We start from the raw sequence: 18,915 nt of genomic DNA, 5'->3' as shown, positions 1-18,915 counted from the left end.
GATATCTCGATGTCGAGATAACTCTAGTACATGACCGCCGCTCGGTCATGCCTGGACTCAGGTGACGGACCTCATGCCCCGGACGGGGCGAGGCGGGCGAACCGGTCATTTCTCCCGACGGAGCGGTGACGCGCGGAGGACACCCCGGAGGGGGCGGGCGTCGCGGCGCGTACTGGCTCGGCGCGACTGCGGACATCAGGCGGCCGGGGCAGCGGTCGGGACGCGTCGGCGACCGGCGGCTTCACCGCGCCCGGAGCGGCGCGCGACCACGCGTCAGCGCGGCCCAGGGCGAACGCGGCCCAGGGGGAACGCACCCTCAGGACGAACGCGGCGACGACGAACAGGACCGGCAGCGCCCAGCCGAGCACACCGATGGCGCGCCGCTGCGGGTTGCGTCCCTGACGCCGCGCGCCGACCCCGCCCCGAGCGTCCCCCATGGCCGGTCGGCCCAAGGGCTGTCACCGCCGAGAAGAGCGGCAGCCGGTGACTCGCTCGGCGGCCGAGCCTCCTGACAACCCGAACTACCCCTGAATGGCAGCATCACCCATTTGCTAACGATTCGTCACTCCGACAGACCCCCCTCGCGCGATCACATCTCATATCTGAGATAGCGTGCCCTCCATGGCAGACGACTACCTCGTACGCATCGGCAAGCTCATCCGTGACGCCCGGCAGCACCGGGGCTGGACACAGACACAGCTCGCGGAGGCACTCGGCACCAGCCAGAGCGCTGTGAACCGTATCGAGCGCGGCAATCAGAACATCAGCCTTGAGATGATCGCTCGTATCGGCGAGGCGCTCGACAGCGAGATCGTGTCACTCGGCTACGCCGGGCCCATGCATCTGCGGGTGGTCGGCGGTCGCCGGCTCTCCGGTTCCATCGACGTCAAGACGAGCAAGAACGCCTGTGTGGCGCTGCTGTGCGGCTCCCTGCTCAACAAGGGCCGCACCGTGCTGCGCCGCGTGGCCCGCATCGAAGAGGTCTTCCGCCTGCTGGAGGTGCTCAACTCCATCGGCGTACGCACCCGTTGGATCAACGAGGGCCTGGACCTGGAGATCGTGCCGCCCGCCCAGCTCGACATGGACGCCATCGACGCCGAGGCAGCCCGGCGGACCCGGTCGATCATCATGTTCCTGGGCCCGCTGCTGCACAAGATGGACGCCTTCAAGCTCCCGTACGCGGGCGGCTGCGACCTCGGTACGCGCACGATCGAGCCGCACATGATCGCGCTGCGCCGCTTCGGCCTCGACATCACCGCGACGGAAGGGCTCTACCACGCGGAGGTGGAGCGGGCGACGACGCCGGACCGGCCGATCGTGCTGACCGAGCGCGGCGACACGGTGACCGAGAACGCGCTACTGGCCGCGGCCCGGCACGACGGTGTGACGGTCATCCGTAACGCCTCCTCCAACTACATGGTCCAGGACCTGTGTTTCTTCCTGGAGGCGCTCGGCGTACGGGTGGAGGGCGTCGGCACCACGACGCTCACGGTGCACGGCATCCCGACCATCGACGTGGACGTCGACTACTCCCCCTCCGAGGACCCGGTCGAGGCGATGAGCCTGCTGGCCGCCGCCGTCGTCACGGAGTCCGAACTCACCATCCGGCGCGTCCCGATCGAGTTCCTGGAGATCGAGCTCGCGGTGCTGGAGGAGATGGGCCTGGACCACGACCGCACGGCGGAGTACGCGGCGGACAACGGCCGCACCCGGCTGGTGGACCTGACGGTGCGTCCCTCGAAGCTGGAGGCGCCGATCGACAAGATCCACCCGATGCCGTTCCCGGGCCTGAACATCGACAACGTGCCCTTCTTCGCGGCGATCGCGGCGGTGGCCCAGGGCAAGACGCTGATCCACGACTGGGTCTACGACAACCGGGCGATCTACCTGACCGACCTCAACCGCCTCGGCGGCCGGCTCCAACTCCTGGACCCGCACCGCGTCCTGGTCGAGGGCCCGACCCGCTGGCGCGCGGCGGAGATGATGTGCCCGCCGGCGCTGCGCCCAGCGGTGGTGGTGCTGCTGGCGATGATGGCGGCGGAGGGGACGTCGGTCCTGCGCAACGTGTATGTGATCAACCGGGGTTACGAGGAGCTGGCGGAGCGCCTGAACTCGGTGGGGGCGCAGATCGAGATCTTCCGGGACATCTGAGGCAGCCCCAGGTCGGAGCGGGTTTCCGCTCGCCTGGGCCGTCTGTGGGCCGTCGGCCGTGCTCTGAAGACACGGCCGACGGCCGATTGGTCCGGTGTTCCGAAGGCTGGTGCCGCCGGCCGTTAGGCCCCACACTCCAACAGCATGGGGGACGGTGGGTTATGGATTGCAGGGCTGACGGGTGCCACGGCCGTGCTGGCGAGCTGGGTTACGAGCCGCGGGCATACAAGAGCCGCACAGTTACAAGCTGAGATTGCGGTTGCAGCCCAGGCAGAGGCTTGTCGACAGGAAGTCCGACGCGCGGCCTATTTCGCCTACCTCGAGCAAGCTCACCTCATGGGCGTCGAGTATCGCCAAACGCCGAACATCCTGAAGATTGAAGACCAGGAGCAGCGCTGTGTGCGACTCGAAGAGCATCGAGCGCGTCTACGCGAGGTCTTCGGTTCATTCCGCCACACATGTCAGGTTGCTACCGTCCACGCTCTCAGCACCCGAGCCATAGATGCCTGCCATGCCGTTTCTGAGGCGTCTAGAGCGGTCTACATGAGGCTGGGGGATATCGCAGGGGGAACAAGAGACCCTTCGGCGTTCTATTCCACTCTTGACGACTATTGGAGAGCAGTCGGCGAGCTCGGCGAAGCCGTGCGTCTTGAAGAGTGCTGAGCGTCGGATCGAGGCACCCGGCCCGGGCCCGGGTGCGAAGGGGTGCAGCCGCAAACGCAGCTTCATGGCGGTCAGGATGCCTTTTCTCCCTGCACCGTCTGTGGGCCGGCAGCCGTGTCATCGCTCTTGTGGAAGACACGGTCGATGGCCTTTCGCGCTCGCGCCTGGCTGTTCGGCATCAGGTGCGTGTACGTGCGCAGGGTAAATCCTGGGTCTCCGTGGCCCAGGTACTCCGCGAGCGCCTTGATGTTCTCTCCTGCGTCCAACAGGACCGAGGCGTAGAAGTGTCGAAGCGCGTGCATGCCGTGCTCGCGCGACGACACGAAGCGCGGCTCTCCCACCTCGCGCTCCGGAATCACGCCAGCGCGCGCGAGGGCCGGCTTCCACACACGCATGTTGAAGTAGTTCCGATTCACCGGCTTGTGCTCCCGTGAGTAGAAGAGCAGCGACGCCCGGACGGGTGGACCCTCCGGGGTCTTCCACGGCAGGGTAACTTCGAGCGGCGGGCGCTCAGTGATGTGTTCCGCGAGGGCAAATGAGACTGCATCGGGCAGGGGGACGTCCCGCAACTTGCCACCCTTAGGCGGAGCGAACACGAGCTGCGCCTTGACCAGCTTCACCTGGCGCACGACGTGCACGACTCCGCTGAGGAAATCCACTTCGTCGACGGCCAGGCCGAAGATCTCCCCTTGCCGCAGACCGCACCCGGCACCCAGGTCGACGACCGTGCGGTAGGCCGACGGCAGAGTGTCGCGGACGGCGAAGACGCGCTCCTCCGGCCAGGGCTTGAGCTTCCGAGTATCGGCCCGCGGCGGCCGTACCGAACTCGCACGGCACGGGTTCCGGACGATGACCCCGTCGTCGACTGCTGCCCCGAATACGGACGAGACGTTGGCGAATATGACGCGTTGATACGAGGGAGCGAGGCCTGCGTCGTGCAGCGCTCTCCCCCATTCCCGGATGTGAGCGGGCAGAAAAGCGCTCATGGAACGGGAGCCGATATGCGGGAAAATGTGCAACCGGAACCGCTGGTCGATCGCGTCGATGGTGGACACGTTGGTCGTCTGCGACCGCAGCCACGTCGTGGCATACATCTGGAACGTCACCTTGCCGGCCGCCGGGTCGACGTACTGCCCTCGGGTCAGATCAGCCGCGATCTGCGCCAACCACGATTCCGCGAGCCGCTTCTGCTTGTCGGGAAAGGAACGGCTCTTCTCGTTGCCGTCGGGGCCGATGTAGCGGGCACGGTAGCGCATCCCATTACCGTGACGCTCGCTCTTGATTCGGCGCACCTTACCGTCGGGCCCGGGCTCGGTCTTGTACCACCGGTCTTGGATATGGCCAGCCACGATCAGGAACGCTCACTTTCAGTGCGGGACTTGATCCAGCGGTGAAGGGCATCGGGGTCGTAGCGGAGGTGCCTGCCGACGCGGAATCCGGGCGGACCGGTGCGCTTGCGGCGCCACTGATAGACGGTCTCGATGGGCACGCCGAGCAACGTTGCGACGTCCTGCGGCGTGAAGTAGCGCTCAGGCAGTACCGACATTCGGTCCTCCGTCGGTACTGATCGGAGCCGGGTCACAGCAGGGGTGAGAGGTCTCTCCCACAGCCGCTGAACTCGGGTCGAGCGGGGTCCCGCATGTGACACAGAGGGTCACCTGGTGCTGGGCGTCACCAGAGAGAGGCCGCACTCCAGCGCCCGGAGCACCCGCAGCACCCGAAAGGACAAGCTCACCCTGCTCAGGTTGCGTACGGTTTTCGGGTGCTGGCGTAGCCACAGCGCCCGGTACAGCGCCCGCAGCACCCGAATTGGTGCGCTCGCAGGTGATGCCGGGTGCTGTCCGGGTGCTGGCGTCCGCTCCAGCACCCGGGTGTTCATGCAGGTCAGCGGCGGCCCCGGGTGCTGCGGGCGCTCCGGGCACTGGAATGCGATGACTCTCTACTGACGTGATGCGGTAGAGCCGCGAACGATTACCCTCCGCTTCCCTCCGGGTGTCGTCAACGTCGAAGCCGATCGCGCGTAGCGCTGGTGCGAGGCGCTTGAGTTGTCCGCCTGCGCGCGTGGCGTCCTTGGGCCATTTCCGCGGCAGCTTCTCCGGGGTAGAGATCTTCCCGAGAATGTCGGCAGCGGTCATGCAGACACCGGCAGGGCCGGCGGCCCGAACGAGGTCGACGACAGCTCGTGCGAACGGCTCAGCCTCGAGGACATCGGCAACTGCGTCAGCGGCGGTTGCCCGGTAGCTGCCTTGGGTGTCCCAGCCGGTGACGTGGTCAACGGCCGCCAGGACGCGGGCGAAGTCCGCCATGCGCGGGCGATGGGTGAGCTCGACCTCGGGAAGAACCCGCAGGACATTGGCGAGCAGGTCGAATAGCGAGGCAAGGATGCTCGGGTGCGCATCGCGATAGGCACTGTCCAACTCGGCTTCCTCACGGCGATTCCGGTCGGGGATGGTGTGAAGCTCGATGGTCAGCAGCCGTTCGGCGAGGTCGCCCGCGAGGGCACCGGCGTCGATGGTGGTCATGGCCAGAACCCGGCGGAATTCGAGGACGACGACGTCGTCGTCTGTGTAGAGAGCACGGTCGACAATGCCGTCGCCGGTCACCGCACGGCACAGGGCGTCGGAGAACCAATCCGGGATGTACGAGACGTTGTCGATGCACAGCGCCCATGAGTTGAAGGCCTGTGTGGCCCAGGACTTCACATCCCGCGGCGCGGTCCGCTTCGGCGCGCCGGATGGGTCGATGATGCCGATTACCATTGCGGCGCCTTTGGACTTGCCGGTGCCTTGCTCGCCTCGAAAGGTGAGGATCGGGTGAGGCAGATCCGGAATGAACGACGCGACCAGCCAGGCGGCGAGCAGATGGAATCCCTCATCGCTGGTGTTCATCAAACCGCGCAGCCGGGCGAGTCCGTCGCCGTCCCGTACCGGGGCGGGCAGGACCTTCATCGCTCCCGATCGGCGGAAGAGAACCGGGGAACGCGGGCTTCGTCCCCAGCCGTCCGGCCCGACCAGGACGCAGCAGCCATCAGGCGTAGCGAGGTCGACGACGATCTGCTGGTGGTGACGAGCGGTGCGGAGCTGCGGCGTGCAGGGGTCGGCGATCGCTGCGATTCCCTCGAGAACGGTCATCGCATCGGCGAGTGCGGATTGCGAGGGCACACTGCCAGCGGTGACATCCGTGTAGATGCGGGCAAGCTGGGAGCGCAGGCCGGCCTTTCCGCGCAGAGGTAGTGCGATGTTCGGGCCGCCCTTGGTGACGGCGTAAGGACGTCCGTCGTCGGACATGAATACGTCGAATCGCTGCCGAGCCAGGGCGACCAGCTGCGAGGCCTGCGAGGGACCTTTGCCATCCGGCTTCGCATCGGGATCGACGCCATTGCTGGTCAGCAGTTCCTTGGCCCTGTCTTCGCTCGTCATCGCCCGCCCCTGATCCGACGCTCGGCGGACGCCACCGTGGCGCGAGCCTCCGTCTCAGACAGGCCGACGCTGACTGCCGCATCGAGGAGCGCGGCGGCAACTCCGGCCGCAGCCTCGGCACCGCTCTCGAAGGCACGTAAAGCGGCCCAGTAGAGGCGGTTGTTCCTCTCGCCCTCTCCCGCCTCCAAAACAGTCCGCACAAGTCCAACGGCACGACGGCCGGGAACGCCTGAGGGGATGCGAGCAAGAGGCGACGGTGCAGGCCTGATGGTGAGCGCATCGACGAGCCATCCGGGCAGCCGCGCCGGTTCGATGTCGAGGATCGGCTCATAAAGACGGCTATCGACGACGCTGCCCGCCGCTACGACATAGCCGCCGTTTGCGCGAGTGTCGACCTTCCACCCGAGCTTGCCGCCGGTGTTCCGCAGCCGCTTTCCAGAAGGGGTGCGGAAGTAGAGGTGGGTACCGCCGCGGCCGGTTCGGACGGTGAACGTGCAACCGGGGTAGGGCTGCTCCACCCGCTCGGAAATCAGGGCGAGAACGTCCGAGCCTTCGGTAACGCCCGGCAGAGACCAGTCCGCCGGCGGAACGTCGTCGGGTCCCTTCGGAGTGTCGAGGTCAACGACGACAAGTTGGGAGGGGCCGGTCGCGACGCCGACGTTGTACGGCGCGGCCTGCCAGCACCGGGCGATGCGTTCGCGGTCGGTGCTGGCACGGTTCTCCCAGTCCCGGACGGCAGGTCGCTTGCTATCCGGGATGAGAGGAAAGACGTGCCAGCCACGGGCAGCAGCGTCAAGCGCTGCCCTGAGCTGTCCGTCTCGGCTGAGCTGCGGCATGCTGAAGGTCTCCTGTTTCGTTGATCGGGACTGGAGAGCCGGGGCGGGTGGGTTCCTTGGCCGGAGACACCCGCCCCGGGCACAGCTACTGGTGCTTGGCCCAGTGCGCGTATTCCTGACGGACGTAAGCGCGCGGATTGGCCTCGGACTGCGGGTGCTCGGGCCGGTAAGGGGCTCCGCCGTAGCAGCCGTTCCCGTCGCGGTCGTATGCGAGCAGCCGCCGGGCGGCTTCAGTGGCGAGCGCGGTGGGATCCAAGGTGTATCCGGCGCTCTCGTCCGAGAGGGCGATGCGGTCCAGGAGTGCCGCTTTGCGGAGCCAGAACTCGCGTCCAAGCTCGGTGCCGAACGAGGTCTCGGCCGCGGCACGGGCGGTCCACCCGATTTCGCTGATGATGCTCGGCGCGAGCGCGTACGCCTTCTCCGGCGTCGGCCATTCCACATCGTCGGGCCGGTGGTCCGCTGTGATGTACAGGCGCATGCGCTGCCCGTCGCGGGTGGGGTGCTCGCGTACCTGGCCGGTGGTGAACGCGGCGGCGAGGGTCTTGCCTATCCCGTCCCTGTCGCCGGGGTCGCAGATGATGCGCAGTTCGAACACTGTGGGTCAGTCCTTCCGAAGGTGGTTGGTGGCCGGCAGTTCGGGGAGGCCCGCATCCGTGAGTGCCTGCGGGTTGAAGCCGGGCAGGGCGGCGCGGGTGATGACTGCGGTGGCGAGCTGTTCGGCGTAGGCGGCCCCGGTGCGGGCGACCTCGATCTGTGCCCCGGCGCGCAGGGCTTCGACGCGTTCGATGTGGCCGTGTTCCTCGCGCCGCACGGTGGTGTGCCGTTCGAAAGCCACGGTGTCGCGGCGGTCGGTGCGCCAGTAGCGGGCCGTGATGCCATACGTGACGGCGGTGGCGAGCGCCCACAGCAGCAGCGGCAGCGCGAGGCCATCGGTGTATCCGGCAACACCAGCCAGGGCGAGACCTCCGGAGGTGGCAAACGCGGTTCCAGCGATGACGGGGTCACCGGCGCGACCGGCGGAGGCGAATGCGCCGGCCGTTGCTGCTCCGGCAGCGAGCACGACCATCAGCGCGGCGTTGCCGACCGAGTGTTCGGCGCCGTTGGCGTTCCAGATCCGGCCGAGGATCAGCACGGTGGACGTGGCCACAGCGGGTGCTGCTTTGGGAGCGATGAGGGCGAGGGCGCTGCGGGCGATGATCGGTTCGTTCACGGCTGCCTCCTAGAGCTTGCTGATGGCGTCGATGACAGCCGCGGACAGCTCGTTGACGGGGCCGGACGCGCCCGTGGAGGCGAGGTAGAACCCGAACATCGCAGCGATGAACGCGGAGCCGTAGCCGAGGGTCTTGGAGCGCAGCAGGAAGAACAGGACCAGCCCGAACAGGGCGACGAGCGAGACGGTGATGGCCATCGGGCTATCCCTTCGAGACAGGCTTGAAAGCGGGCTTCCTGGCGGGGGTGTCGGTGCCGGCGCGGTAGAGGCGCAGCCACACGTTGTAGAGGTGCCGGCCGACGCGTATGCGCTTGCCGTGGCCCTTGCAGCGGCGGCAGGTCTTGCCGCGCTTCATGCGGCCTTTGCGGTCGGTCTTCATGGCGAAGCCGAATCCGCGGCACTTGCGGCAGTCGCCGTAGGGCGATCCGGCGCACAGACTTGCGTAACCGAGAGTGACGATGAGTAGGCAGGTGCTAGCAAGGAGGATGAGGGTCATGGGGTGCCTTCCAGGCAGGATTTCCGGGGTTTGCGCAGGTGGGGTGCTAGGTGCGAGGTTCCTGATCAGAACCGGTTCGGGGTGCTAGCGGGGGTGCTAGGTCTAGCAGCGGTGACTGCTAGGCCTAGCAGCGCTCCGCGTCAGTCCGTCGGCCGCTTCCCGTCACGCTCAGTGATGACCTTGGTGACGTCGGCGCGGGCGATGCCGCGGCGGGTGGTGCCCTTGCCCTTGTCGCTCGTGCCCCATACGTCCTGCGCGGCCACGCCGTGCGGCTTGAGGTTCGAGGTGACCGTTTCGGCCTTCCAGCCGCCGTAGACCTCCGGCCGGAGCGTGGCGAGTCGGGCGGCGACCTTCTCGTTCCACACCTTCTCTTCGTCGGCCGCGACGACGCGCAGCACGTCGGCGAGGAGATCGAAGGAGGCTTCGCCGCTCTCGGGCTGCTGGCCGATGGCGTGGCCGGTGACGTTGCCGTACTCCTCGCGCATCACCCGGGCGCGGGCCACCACGGTTTCGGCGCCGACCGCGTCCACGAACGCGGAGGCGACGATGCGCGGGTCGTCCCCTTCGCCGGCCATCCAGCAGATGCCGCGATCCGAGCGGGAGAACATCGTGGCCCGGTATCCCGCCTTGTACATCGACGTGCCGAGCACCATGTCGTTGGCGGGCTGGCCCATGACCTTCAGGCAGAACCGCAGCACCGCGTTCGCGCTGATCCCGGTGGGCAGCGACTTCGCGTCCGGGCGCTGGGTGCCGAACAGCATCGTCATCCCCAGGGCGGGACCGCGCTTGCCCAGGTCGGTGGCGATCTCTTCGATTTCCTTGCCGTACTTCTCGTGCTCGAACGGGACCTGGCACTCATCGAATCCGGCGACGATCGGGTGCAGCCCCAGGCTCTTGTCATTTGCGAGTTCCGGGGTCACCTTCGACTCCGGGCAGCGCGAGCGCGGCAGGGACTTGATGACCTTCGCCCGCCGGCGCAGCTCCGCCCGCAGCTCGCGCAGCGATTCGAGGACGTACAGGATGTCTTCGTCCTCATCGCCTGCCCGGTAGCGGTGGCAGACCGGCTCCAGGGCGCCGAAGTCGCCGGTGCCCTTGAAGTCGAACGCGTACAGCTCGGCTCGCGGGTCGAGGGCGGCGATGAGCAGGAACAGCCGCATCAGGAACGTCTTACCCATCCGGGGGATGGAGCCGACGACGACCGAGGCGAACATGAGGGTCACGGACACGTCGCCCATGCGCTGGTCGTTGCCGAACACGACCGGCTTGAACAGGTCCACGGTGCCCGACTTCAGCAGCGGCCAGGCGGGCTTGGTGGTCTCGTTCATGGGCTTGTCGCCGACCCACAGGATCAGCCGGCCCTCGTGCTCCGTGGGGTCGGATGAGGGCCACACGCAGCCGACCTTGCGCCGCAGACCGGAGGCGAGCGGCTTGCGCTCCTCCATGATGTCTTCCGGGGTGACACCCCACGGAAGGTCCAGGTCGGCGCGGTATCCGGGCCCGTCGCGGGTGATCTCGGAGGTGAACCGCATGCCGTTCATGTCGCCGCCCTTCTTGATGGCGGCCGACAGCTTCGCGTTGCCGATGTTGTCCAGCGCGCGGAGCACGATCGGGCCGGTGAGCTTTTGCAGCTCGGTCTTGAGCACTGCCGGGCCGATCACCGGCTGATCCTGCGGAGCACCGCGGTACCCGGCCACCAGCACCGCAGCCGTGGCGAACACCGCCAGCCAGCCCGGCGCCATCACATAGAGCGTGAATGCAACCGCGGCACCGAACACGATGCCGACGGTGGCCAGCAGCACCCGCAGCCGGACCCGTCCGTCCCGCTGCCGGGAGAGCTTGAGGTATTCGGCCGTGTTCTCCTGCCGCACCTCATAGGCGCGTAGCGGGGCGCCTTCGGCGTCCCACACCCACCGGCTCGTCTCGCTCACCAGCCGGGCCGTGCCGCGCGGGGCGAGCAGGCCGAGCTGGAGCGCGTACCAGGGTGTGCGGATGCCGTGATACGCCGTGGCGTACAGGGCGTTGCCGGTCGCCCGCTGCACCGTGGCGACGAACCCCGGCTTCGAGGTCAGCCAGTTCGGCACGATCGGCCGGCGCTTGTACGTCGTCCCCCCCGGAGACGGGAGCGCGGGTGAGTCAACCGGCTTCGGCCCGGCCGGTGCATCGTCGCCCTCGTCCCAGTCGGCCGCCCCGTCGGCGGTCAGGTCGGGCGTGACGTCGGCCAACCCGACCCGGGCCGTACGAGCCCTGTCGAGGTCGACCACCTCCGCACCGAAGTCGGTTTCGAGGTCGGCTGCCATGGCGGCCTCAAGTCGGCGGATCAGGTCGTCTTCTTCGTCGTGATTCACTGAACGTCCCTCCCTGGGACACGGGGTTGGAACGGTGCCCGGACGGCGCTTTGGACGGCAGGCGTCCGGGACACCGCGAAGTCGTGCAACCTCACGCAGCGCGCTGTTCCTTGGCGGGGCGTAGATGGGCGGCCGTCAGTGGCGGGACCTACTCACCCGCGACGGGCACGAGGCGCACGCGGCGCCGTTCTGCGGGAGAAGACTCCGATGCATCGGCGGTGAGCACGCTTTTGGCCTCGCGGATACGCGCGCGGCACCAGGTCTCACCCCGTCCGGACTCCTTGGCCAGCTCGCGCCACGCGACCTCGTGGCCCGTGCGCAGCCGTTCCGCGACCCATGCGCGCGCCTCGCCCTGTTCTTCGGGATCACTACTACGCGCGGTGTGTGCGGCAGCTGTGCGCGCCGCACGCACTTGCCTCGGGCGCGGCTTGGCCTCGGCATTGACAGGCTTGGGCGCGGACGGGGGGTTGTTGGGCGCGGCCTGCGGCTTCTTGAGGCTCACCCGCTCTTCTGTCGGCGCTATGGCCGGAGTACCAGCGGGGGCGAGTTCACCGAGCTTGAGCAGGACGCGCGTGCGTCGCGACGTCTCGGAACGCCAGCGCCGTCCGTGCCGGTCGCGCAGGTCCGCGCGCGCGAGTTGCCGCTCGCGCTCTCGGGCCAGCGCGTCCGTGTACGAGGTGATCTCCCACAGCGTCATCCGGCGCCAGAGCCCGAATGTGGAGGGGAAGGCGAGCAGCCAGCGCGAACGTCGGATCTTCTCCATCCGTCGTCCGGTCGCCGCGCCGATCCGAACGGCGTACACGTGCGCCGCGATTTCGGAGAGCACCACCCAGAGCAACGGCATCGTGCCATGTGCCACTTTCGCGGACACCGAGTGCCCGGCCGCGATGTTCAGCCAGCAGGTGACCAGCGTCAGCACCCACGGCACGAACCGCACCCACGCCAATGGCATGTTGACCCTAATCAGCAGGAGGTTGGCCGCGGTGAACACCGGGATCGCAACGTCGATGCCGACTGGCAACATCCACGGGGTTGCGAACCCCCACCGGGCACCCGCCGCCGATACCGCCTCGAACGACGAGGCGAGTCCCAGCACGCCGACCCCAGCCGCCGTGACAGCAACCGTGCCGAGCAGAACCTTTTCCGGCTTCGCCAGCACCGGAACCTCGAAACGCCTCATGCCGCCGCCCCCTTGGTCGCGTCAACGGCAGGCGACGTCCTGGGCTTGCGCTGCTCTATGAGCGATCCCGTATCGCTCGCTACTTCAACCGCGGCCACCTTCCGGCTACGGCGGTAGATCGCGTGCCGCTCCTCCGGGCTCTTGCCGCCCCGGATGCCGAAGCGGCTCGCGTGGCCGACGGCGCCCTCGGTGGCGAGAGCGTCGGTTAGACAGGCCGCAGCCACGGGGCACTGCGCGCAGATCTCCCGAGCCAGGGTGGCCGTCACACGGTCGCCTCGCTCGGGGAAGAACACCTCAGGCTCGATGCCCTTGCACACGGCGTCTGACAGCCCAGGATCCGGGGCCAGCTCGAACGCCAGGTGCCAGGCGTCGGACGGACGGCCGGTCAGGTGCCCGTTCCGCGTGCCGGTGATGAGCCCAGTCATGAAACCACCGCCTTCGCACGCTGCACGGGCCGGCGGCGAAGCAGCGACTGCGCTAGTGCCGCGACACCTGCCGTCAGCTCGTCCGACTCCCCCGCTTCGAGCAGCTCTGTGAGAGCTTCTCGAGCAACGGCCAGTCGTACGCGCCGCTCCGCGCGAGATTCACCGGGTAAGCCTGCGAACAGTTCGACATCTAAGCCGAGCGAGAGCTCGGCGAAGTCACGGGCCGACACGGCCTCGTGACCAGCAACGAACGCTTCCATCAAAGCTCCTGCGCTTGATCGGGACAGGGCTGAATGCCGCGGCCGGGTTCCCTTGGCCGGAGACGACCGCGCATGACTCAGATTGCACTAGTGCGCACTAGATCACAAGACTTATGCGGCAGTACGTTGCAGAGCGCTCTAGCTCGATACGCTCGGATGCATGAGCCTCGCCGCGAACGATCCCAGGCCAAAATCAGTGCAGGCCGCTGATGAGCTGCGCAGACGCATTCGCGACGGCAGGTATCCCGACGGCAAGCTGCCGCCCAGCAGACGGCTGGCGGAAGAGTTCGGGATCGCCGGTGAGACCTTGAACAAGGCCCTGCGTGTGCTCGCGGGCGAGGGCCTCATCTTTTCCGCGGGCAACCGCGGGTACTTCGTGGCGACGAACGAGAACGACGGTGCCGGCGGTAAGCCGGATGTTGTGGACGACATCAAGGAAATCCGCTCCCAGATCCAGGCGTTGACCGAGCGAGTGGCAGAGCTCGAAGAGCGCTCCGCTTCCGGTGGTGCTTGAACTGGAGACACCATGCACGGACAGACCGCACTGAAATAAGTGACAGGGGAGGGGGCACGGGCTGAGGCAAGGGGACACCGAGCTGCCCCCGCGCTGTCCTCTTGCCTGTCCCCCCGCCTGACAGAGCAGACTCGCAGCACGGCACCCGAAGGAGGGCGAATGAGCGACGACAGGCCCGCGTGGGCACGGCGCATCACAGCCGAGCGAGCTGCACGCGACTGGTCACAACGTGATGCGGTCCGAGCACTGCGGGCCCACGCTCCGACGGAGCTGCCTGCCGACGAGAGCATGATCCGTCAGTGGAAACGCTGGGAGTCTGGCTCACTCCCCAGCGAGTTTTACCGCCCGATCATTGCGGCCACGTTCGGCACTGTCACGCACGCGCTCTTCCCCGCTCCCGGCCGACGCGACGGGGAACGCGAGATCCTCGCCGCGAGCGGCATGGAGACACTGGAGATCGTCAGCCGTCTGAACCGCTCCGACGTGGACAGCGCCACCCTCGACGCACTGCGGATCACGACAGACCGGCTCTGCTCCGAGTACCCGTTCATGCCGAGCGAACAGCTCCTCATCGAGGGCCGGCAGTGGCTGCGCCGCGTCGTCGACCTCCACTCGAAGAGCCTTACGCTCGCCCAGCACCGCGAAGTGCTCGCCCTCTCTGGGTGGCTCGCCCTTCTCGTCGGCTGCGTCGAGTACGACTCCGGCGACCGTCACGCGGCAGAGTCCACCCGTCGGGCCGCGCTCTCTTTAGCCACTGAGTCGGACCACGCAGAGATCGCGGGTTGGGCGCACGAGATGCGGGCCTGGTTCGCGTTGACGACCGGCGACTACCGCGGCGTAATCGCCGCCACCCAGGCCGGCGCCGAAACGGCAGCCACCCACAGCGTCGCCGTGCAGCTTGCTGCCCAGGAAGCGAAGGCTTGGGCGCGGCTTGGCGACCGCCGCCAGGTCGAGGTCGCCCTCGACAGGGGGCGGCGCCTCCTCGAAGGCCTCCCCCACCCGGAGAACCTCGACAACCACTTCGTCGTCGACCCCGCCAAGTTCGACTTCTACGCGATGGATTGCTACCGCTTGGTCGGCGAGGACAAGCTCGCTCGCACCTTGGCGGAGGAAGTCCTGCGCGCCGGCACTGACTTCGACGGCACGGAGCGCGCACCGATGCGTAACGCGGAGGCGCGGGTGACTCTCGGTGTTACTGCAGCTCGCGAGGGCGACCTCGAACAAGCTCTCATCCACGGCGAACGCGCCCTGCGGGGCAACCGGCAGTCGGTTCCCTCTCTCATCATGACGAGCCGCGAACTGGCAGCAGTGGTTCGCGATCGCTATAGAACCGAGCCGACGGCACAGGACTACCTGAACCGCCTTACAGAGTTAGGACGAGCGAAGCCTGGCTTCCTCCCTTCGTAAGCAATTCTATGAGATGTCGGTCGCCACCATGCGGATAGTCTCGTTGCGTTGCGGCGGCAAGTCTGGCGCCTCATTTGCTGCTCTGAGCCAAGCTAGTAGCTGCCGAAGGCGCAGCCGCCGAGGTGCACGGGTGCCCGGGTCGGTAATGAGTTCCTCGATGTGGGCAGCGGCTTCGGTGTCCAGTCCTGCCGCCTGCATGTCGAGGAGCGGGACGAGCTCATAGCCTTGTGGAGGGTTTGGGAATCCGAGAGCCTGCTTCCACAATCGGAGGGCCGCCTGCCGTTGTCCCAATGCTGCAAGTTCCGCGGCGACGTCACACATCGGGTGCCACTTGGCCCAGGGGTGGGTCAGCAGAGTATCGACAACGTAGGGCGCCGCTTCGGCACCTTCCACGGAGAGCAAGACTCGCAGTCCACGTAGTACGTCGTCTTGACCGCCTGCGGGGAGCGCTACCAGTTGTCGGGCGAGTGCACAGGTCAGTTCAAGGTGGTCCTCTTGTTGCGGCAGGACTTGCAGCACGCCCTGGAGCCAGTTGGAGTCGTCGGCCAGTGCCGGCGTGCAGTCCCATATCTGCAGTAGGCCTGATGCTGCATCGCCGCCTCTTGCCTTGAGTAGGACCCTTGTCGCCTGCTCATAGCCGGCAGATGAGCCCTCGGGTGTCCGTAGAGAAAGCTCGGCCACTTCTCCCGCTTCTGCGATTGCCCCGCTGTCTAGGAGAGCCTCCGCCGCAATCGATCGATCCATAGGGGTGAGCGACGCGCCGCGGGAGATAAGCTCCATGACCCCATCTACGGCAGGTAGCCCTTCCGCTTGCAGCCAGGCCTCCACCGCGTACGCAGCCCCGTATGTCCCCCAGCGACCTTCGTTTTGCACCACGTGCGCCCAGTCGGCGGCCTCCCGCGCATCACCGAGACCGGCAAGTGCCCGGTGGAGGTACGCAGGGACCCACAGGTAGTGTCCCGCGTCGGCCCTGCTGCGTTCCAGAGCGGCCTGAATTTCGAAGCGCGCGTCCTGCCCCTGTGCTTTGGCCCACAAGGACGCTGCCCACTCCGTGGCGACGGTGGAATGCGACCGGAGTAGCGTCAGAGCAATACGGGAGGCGGCCTGGATCTCGCCTGACTTCTCCAGCGCCTTTCCCACAGCCATGAGGCTGGACTGGTCCGTAGGAGGCCAGGAAAGCACGATCTCGGTCAGTTCCTGCGCCGCGCCCGGCGCCGCGGTGAGCCACGCCTCCGTAGCCCGTTGCATCGAGGTCCACCCTGCAGACGGGTCCTCCAGTACCTTGCGGGCAAGCCGAACAGCGTCTTCGCGCATTTCCATCTGCGCGAGAGCCTGGGCCGCGTGCGACAGATGCCAGCTGTTTACGTCCGGCTCCGCCGTCAGTTGCCAGGCGCGTCGGCGGACCAGTTCCCGCGCCCGGTCGCCGAGAGCGACCGCCACTCGTGCGGCCTTACCGAGCAAGCCCGCCACACCGCTGAGCACTTCACTAAGCAGTTCCTCCGTCAGTTCCGCGGCGCCGCTCCGGCTGAATGCCTCCAGGGCGAACAGCCGCTTCCCGTCGTCCAGAAGCTCACTCCGCGCCATGCGCTCCAGCCTGTCCAGCACACCGGGCTCCGCCCCGAGCGCGCCCAGCGCGGCGAAGGCCATTTCCTGATCCTCCTCCTCACGGGCGCAGCAGCCGATACTCTCCAATCGCTCGATCAGAAGCCGACGGTTCTCCTCGCCGAAGTGAGCCCCCTCGGCGAGGAGGAGACCGGCAAGCAGAGGCCGCTCATGACCTCCTGCCGCCCCGGTAAGTAGCTGGTTGGCGATCCGATCGGCCTCGCATTCCTCCCGCTCAGCCCATAGACACAGGACGAACATCGCCAAGGTCTGCTTGTCTTCATTAAATGCCCGGAGGATCCAGGATTCCAGCTCGGGGAAATCGGGGCCAATGCCCTCGGCGTACGACCGGGCGGCGAAGAACTCGGCGAATGAGTGGTGCAGGAAGCGGTAGTCGTGCTGCTCTTGTACAAGCAGCCCTGTCCCTCGCAGGAAGTCCCTGACGTCCGTCTGCCATCCTTCCTGTGCGACATGCTCGTGACCGTGTTCGCGGATCCACGCGAGCGCCGCCTCGAACAGCGAGTCCTCACCTCCCAATCGGAGCTGACCGAGCACTCCGAGGAGTCGGCGCTTCTCCTTGTCCAGCCATAGGTGCATGGCCATGCGTTCCGGCTCAGAGGCGTAGCGCCGACGCAGCTCTGCCCTACCCGCGTCGCTTCGCGTGAGCAGGTGGCCGAAGAAGCGCTGGTAGAGGCTGAGCCGGCTAGTCGGGAGCTGGTTCGTGGGGTCCACGGTGGCGTTCACAGCGGCGATCGTGGCCAGCAGTGGGTTGTGGACCAGCTCCTGGAGTCGACCGTCCTCAATCTCCTCGAGGAATCGTTGAGCGGCGGCCCACGCCGACGCCTTGTCCTCGTACTGTGCCGCGAACCACTTACCAGCGAAGTCCCTCAGCTCCTCAGCACCGAAGGGCTCCATGCTGTATTCGCCTACCGATGGCCCGCGTAGCGGAGCGAGCTCGCCGTCGGGCAGCGGGCGGCTAGTAATCACAAAGCGGTAGTCCCCGTCCGTGCGCGTGTGCAGCGCGATCATCCTGATGACCTTGACGCGCTGAACCCGGTCGGCGACTTCGTCGAGGCCGTCGACCAGAACCACCCAGCGCGCACCTTGCGCGCGGCCGCGGAAGAGCCCGGGGTCGGGCTCGGCGATCAGGCTGTGCCCGAGGCTGCGGCGAGCGGCCTGACCCAATGTGGCGCTCCAGGAGCCCGTGTCGCCCAGAAGGGTCCGCGCGGCGACCCTCACCGGGAGCAGAGGCTCGTCGACCGGCGCATTGAGACTGCTCTCCTCCCGCAGCCAAATACGGGAAAGCGTCCAAGCGAGGTGGCTTGACAGCGTGGACTTGCCAGCGCCGGGCTCGCCAGTGATAAGTAGATGTTGGTGGCGGGCCAGTGCCTTCGGCACCGGCAGCTGCTTTTCGGTGGGCCGAGCGTCGTCGTGGCGAGGCGTAGCCATGGGCGCGAGCGCACCGGGACTTTCGCCTAGTGGTATCCCCTTGCGAGTCAGGCCGTCTCCCACCGAGTCGGGTACTCGGATCCGCTGCCTGACATACACGGCGGAGAGCGGTGGTTCAGTAACGCCCAACATGTCGTAGGGCAGCCTTTCCACCGCCCTCGCCTGGGCCTCCAGCAAGTTGCGCACACTGAGCGACGGCAGGGGCAGTTGAGTCCACGAGGACAGCCTGAGAGCCTGCACTTCCTTGGCCGCGCTCGCGGCACGGTCCATGGCCTCCTTCGCCCGGGTCCAAACCGGCATCACATCGGATGGCTCACGCCCCAGGGCCACAGCGAAGGACCGGATGACCTCCGGTTTCACCATCCTGGTAGCACTGCAGACGCCATAGACGACGTTCTTGTGAGCGATCTCCGCCCGCACCGCGGCGTTGAGGCTCTCGTAGCCGGCGTCCGTCACGGCCTGACGGAACCAAGCTGCTAGCTCTTCAAGTTCCGAATAGCGCTGGTCGCCCTTCGGTGGACGTCCCCCAACCACCGCTCCCCCGATTCGCCAACGGCCCGTAGTTTCCTGGAGCTTCTCAAGCCTAGTGGGAAACTCCCCACAGCTCGCAGGGTTGGGACATACCCATCACCGCCCTATCTCGGCGAGGAGAACCCCGTGACACAGTTCGCAGCCATTGATCCCGCTCTCGCGGCAGTTCTTTTGCCCGTCGCGGTCGCCGCCGGACTGCTCCGCGCCTGGATCACGCACCGCACCGCTGTGAGGATGGAGGAGGAGCACACTCGGCGCATCTGCGTGGCCGTGGAGGGGTCGACGCCAATGCATCGCGCTGCCGTGGTAAAGGCATGCGCGGAGCTGGAAGCGGCGTCACGGACCCTGCCGAATCAGAGCCGGGTGCGCAACCCGTGAACTACTACCGCTCGGTAACGCGCCGCAGACAAGGAGATCGTGTTGAACC

Annotated in this window: 18 protein-coding genes; 4 read left to right on the top strand and 14 right to left on the bottom strand. The window is 67.2% G+C overall.

Going from position 1 to position 18,915, the window contains the following annotated elements; genetic code table 11:
* Positions 1-71 precede the first annotated feature (71 nt).
* The gene (locus ABTX78_RS03870; protein WP_352205212.1) at positions 72-437 is read right to left on the bottom strand and encodes a hypothetical protein; all 366 of its coding nucleotides are present in this window, start codon (positions 435-437) and stop codon (positions 72-74) included.
* 184 nt (positions 438-621) lie between these two features.
* Between ABTX78_RS03870 and ABTX78_RS03865 the strand changes: the two genes are divergently transcribed.
* Positions 622-2,151 carry a helix-turn-helix domain-containing protein gene (locus ABTX78_RS03865; RefSeq protein ID WP_352205211.1) on the top strand — a complete coding sequence of 510 codons (1,530 nt, stop codon included), beginning with the start codon at positions 622-624 and terminating at the stop codon, positions 2,149-2,151.
* Positions 2,152-2,885: 734 nt separating this feature from the next.
* Here the strand turns inward: ABTX78_RS03865 and ABTX78_RS03860 are convergent.
* From ABTX78_RS03860 to ABTX78_RS03805, 12 genes are all read right to left on the bottom strand, one after another.
* Entirely contained in the window at positions 2,886-4,163 is a 1,278-nt protein-coding gene (locus ABTX78_RS03860) for a tyrosine-type recombinase/integrase (RefSeq protein WP_352205210.1), read from the bottom strand.
* Between the two features lie 2 nt (positions 4,164-4,165).
* Complete coding sequence (locus ABTX78_RS03855; RefSeq protein ID WP_352205209.1) at positions 4,166-4,360, bottom strand: helix-turn-helix transcriptional regulator; 195 nt, start codon at positions 4,358-4,360, stop codon at positions 4,166-4,168.
* The gene (locus ABTX78_RS03850; RefSeq protein ID WP_352205208.1) at positions 4,344-6,233 is read right to left on the bottom strand and encodes an AICE element replication initiation protein; all 1,890 of its coding nucleotides are present in this window, start codon (positions 6,231-6,233) and stop codon (positions 4,344-4,346) included. The genes ABTX78_RS03855 and ABTX78_RS03850 overlap by 17 nt, the downstream gene beginning before the upstream one ends.
* Positions 6,230-7,069 carry a bifunctional DNA primase/polymerase gene (locus ABTX78_RS03845; RefSeq protein WP_352205207.1) on the bottom strand — a complete coding sequence of 280 codons (840 nt, stop codon included), beginning with the start codon at positions 7,067-7,069 and terminating at the stop codon, positions 6,230-6,232. The genes ABTX78_RS03850 and ABTX78_RS03845 overlap by 4 nt, the downstream gene beginning before the upstream one ends.
* Before the next feature lie 85 nt (positions 7,070-7,154).
* Positions 7,155-7,664, bottom strand: a complete 510-nt coding sequence (locus ABTX78_RS03840) for a hypothetical protein (protein WP_352205206.1) — start codon at positions 7,662-7,664, stop codon at positions 7,155-7,157.
* Positions 7,665-7,670: 6 nt separating this feature from the next.
* Positions 7,671-8,279, bottom strand: coding sequence for a hypothetical protein (locus ABTX78_RS03835; RefSeq protein WP_352205205.1), 609 nt, complete (start codon positions 8,277-8,279; stop codon positions 7,671-7,673).
* Positions 8,280-8,288: 9 nt separating this feature from the next.
* Positions 8,289-8,477, bottom strand: coding sequence for a hypothetical protein (locus ABTX78_RS03830; RefSeq protein ID WP_327680188.1), 189 nt, complete (start codon positions 8,475-8,477; stop codon positions 8,289-8,291).
* Between the two features lie 4 nt (positions 8,478-8,481).
* Positions 8,482-8,775 (bottom strand): hypothetical protein, encoded by a 294-nt coding sequence (locus ABTX78_RS03825; protein WP_352205204.1) that lies wholly within the window; start codon positions 8,773-8,775, stop codon positions 8,482-8,484.
* Between the two features lie 140 nt (positions 8,776-8,915).
* Entirely contained in the window at positions 8,916-11,120 is a 2,205-nt protein-coding gene (locus ABTX78_RS03820; RefSeq protein WP_352205203.1) for a cell division protein FtsK, read from the bottom strand.
* 148 nt (positions 11,121-11,268) lie between these two features.
* On the bottom strand, positions 11,269-12,300 hold the full coding sequence (locus tag ABTX78_RS03815; RefSeq protein ID WP_352205202.1) for a DUF2637 domain-containing protein: 1,032 nt from the start codon (positions 12,298-12,300) through the stop codon (positions 11,269-11,271).
* Positions 12,297-12,725 carry a WhiB family transcriptional regulator gene (locus tag ABTX78_RS03810; RefSeq protein ID WP_352205201.1) on the bottom strand — a complete coding sequence of 143 codons (429 nt, stop codon included), beginning with the start codon at positions 12,723-12,725 and terminating at the stop codon, positions 12,297-12,299. The genes ABTX78_RS03815 and ABTX78_RS03810 overlap by 4 nt, the downstream gene beginning before the upstream one ends.
* The gene (locus ABTX78_RS03805; RefSeq protein WP_352205200.1) at positions 12,722-12,985 is read right to left on the bottom strand and encodes a hypothetical protein; all 264 of its coding nucleotides are present in this window, start codon (positions 12,983-12,985) and stop codon (positions 12,722-12,724) included. Before ABTX78_RS03805 ends, ABTX78_RS03810 begins: the two co-directional genes overlap by 4 nt.
* A 160-nt stretch (positions 12,986-13,145) precedes the next feature.
* Between ABTX78_RS03805 and ABTX78_RS03800 the strand changes: the two genes are divergently transcribed.
* Together ABTX78_RS03800 and ABTX78_RS03795 are read left to right on the top strand one after the other, a co-directional pair.
* Positions 13,146-13,499 carry a winged helix-turn-helix domain-containing protein gene (locus ABTX78_RS03800; RefSeq protein ID WP_352205199.1) on the top strand — a complete coding sequence of 118 codons (354 nt, stop codon included), beginning with the start codon at positions 13,146-13,148 and terminating at the stop codon, positions 13,497-13,499.
* Between the two features lie 159 nt (positions 13,500-13,658).
* Positions 13,659-14,906 carry an NsdA family TPR-like regulatory protein gene (locus ABTX78_RS03795; RefSeq protein ID WP_352205198.1) on the top strand — a complete coding sequence of 416 codons (1,248 nt, stop codon included), beginning with the start codon at positions 13,659-13,661 and terminating at the stop codon, positions 14,904-14,906.
* A 6-nt stretch (positions 14,907-14,912) separates the two neighbouring features.
* Here the strand turns inward: ABTX78_RS03795 and ABTX78_RS03790 are convergent, their stop codons facing one another.
* Complete coding sequence (locus ABTX78_RS03790; RefSeq protein WP_352205197.1) at positions 14,913-18,413, bottom strand: NACHT domain-containing protein; 3,501 nt, start codon at positions 18,411-18,413, stop codon at positions 14,913-14,915.
* 201 nt (positions 18,414-18,614) lie between these two features.
* Between ABTX78_RS03790 and ABTX78_RS03785 the strand changes: the two genes are divergently transcribed.
* Complete coding sequence (locus ABTX78_RS03785) at positions 18,615-18,866, top strand: hypothetical protein (RefSeq protein WP_352205196.1); 252 nt, start codon at positions 18,615-18,617, stop codon at positions 18,864-18,866.
* Positions 18,867-18,915: the final 49 nt, after the last annotated feature.

This window comes from Streptomyces sp. NPDC096193, from assembly GCF_040302905.1.
GTDB lineage: Bacteria > Actinomycetota > Actinomycetes > Streptomycetales > Streptomycetaceae > Streptomyces.
The sequence above is the reverse complement of the archived record's forward strand: the minus strand, read 5'-3'. Positions and strand labels throughout refer to the sequence as shown.

Bases quoted from the DNA above. Each gene is read 5' to 3' on its own strand.
- ABTX78_RS03815 (WP_352205202.1), bottom strand. From the start codon at position 12,300: ATGAGGCGTTTCGAGGTTCCGGTGCTGGCGAAGCCGGAAAAGGTTCTG.
- ABTX78_RS03865 (WP_352205211.1), top strand. From the start codon at position 622: ATGGCAGACGACTACCTCGTACGCATCGGCAAGCTCATCCGTGACGCC.
- ABTX78_RS03795 (WP_352205198.1), top strand. From the start codon at position 13,659: ATGAGCGACGACAGGCCCGCGTGGGCACGGCGCATCACAGCCGAGCGA.
- ABTX78_RS03805 (WP_352205200.1), bottom strand. From the start codon at position 12,985: ATGGAAGCGTTCGTTGCTGGTCACGAGGCCGTGTCGGCCCGTGACTTC.
- ABTX78_RS03800 (WP_352205199.1), top strand. From the start codon at position 13,146: ATGAGCCTCGCCGCGAACGATCCCAGGCCAAAATCAGTGCAGGCCGCT.
- ABTX78_RS03830 (WP_327680188.1), bottom strand. From the start codon at position 8,477: ATGGCCATCACCGTCTCGCTCGTCGCCCTGTTCGGGCTGGTCCTGTTC.
- ABTX78_RS03810 (WP_352205201.1), bottom strand. From the start codon at position 12,725: ATGACTGGGCTCATCACCGGCACGCGGAACGGGCACCTGACCGGCCGT.
- ABTX78_RS03845 (WP_352205207.1), bottom strand. From the start codon at position 7,069: ATGCCGCAGCTCAGCCGAGACGGACAGCTCAGGGCAGCGCTTGACGCT.
- ABTX78_RS03850 (WP_352205208.1), bottom strand. From the start codon at position 6,233: ATGACGAGCGAAGACAGGGCCAAGGAACTGCTGACCAGCAATGGCGTC.
- ABTX78_RS03870 (WP_352205212.1), bottom strand. From the start codon at position 437: ATGGGGGACGCTCGGGGCGGGGTCGGCGCGCGGCGTCAGGGACGCAAC.
- ABTX78_RS03855 (WP_352205209.1), bottom strand. From the start codon at position 4,360: ATGTCGGTACTGCCTGAGCGCTACTTCACGCCGCAGGACGTCGCAACG.
- ABTX78_RS03825 (WP_352205204.1), bottom strand. From the start codon at position 8,775: ATGACCCTCATCCTCCTTGCTAGCACCTGCCTACTCATCGTCACTCTC.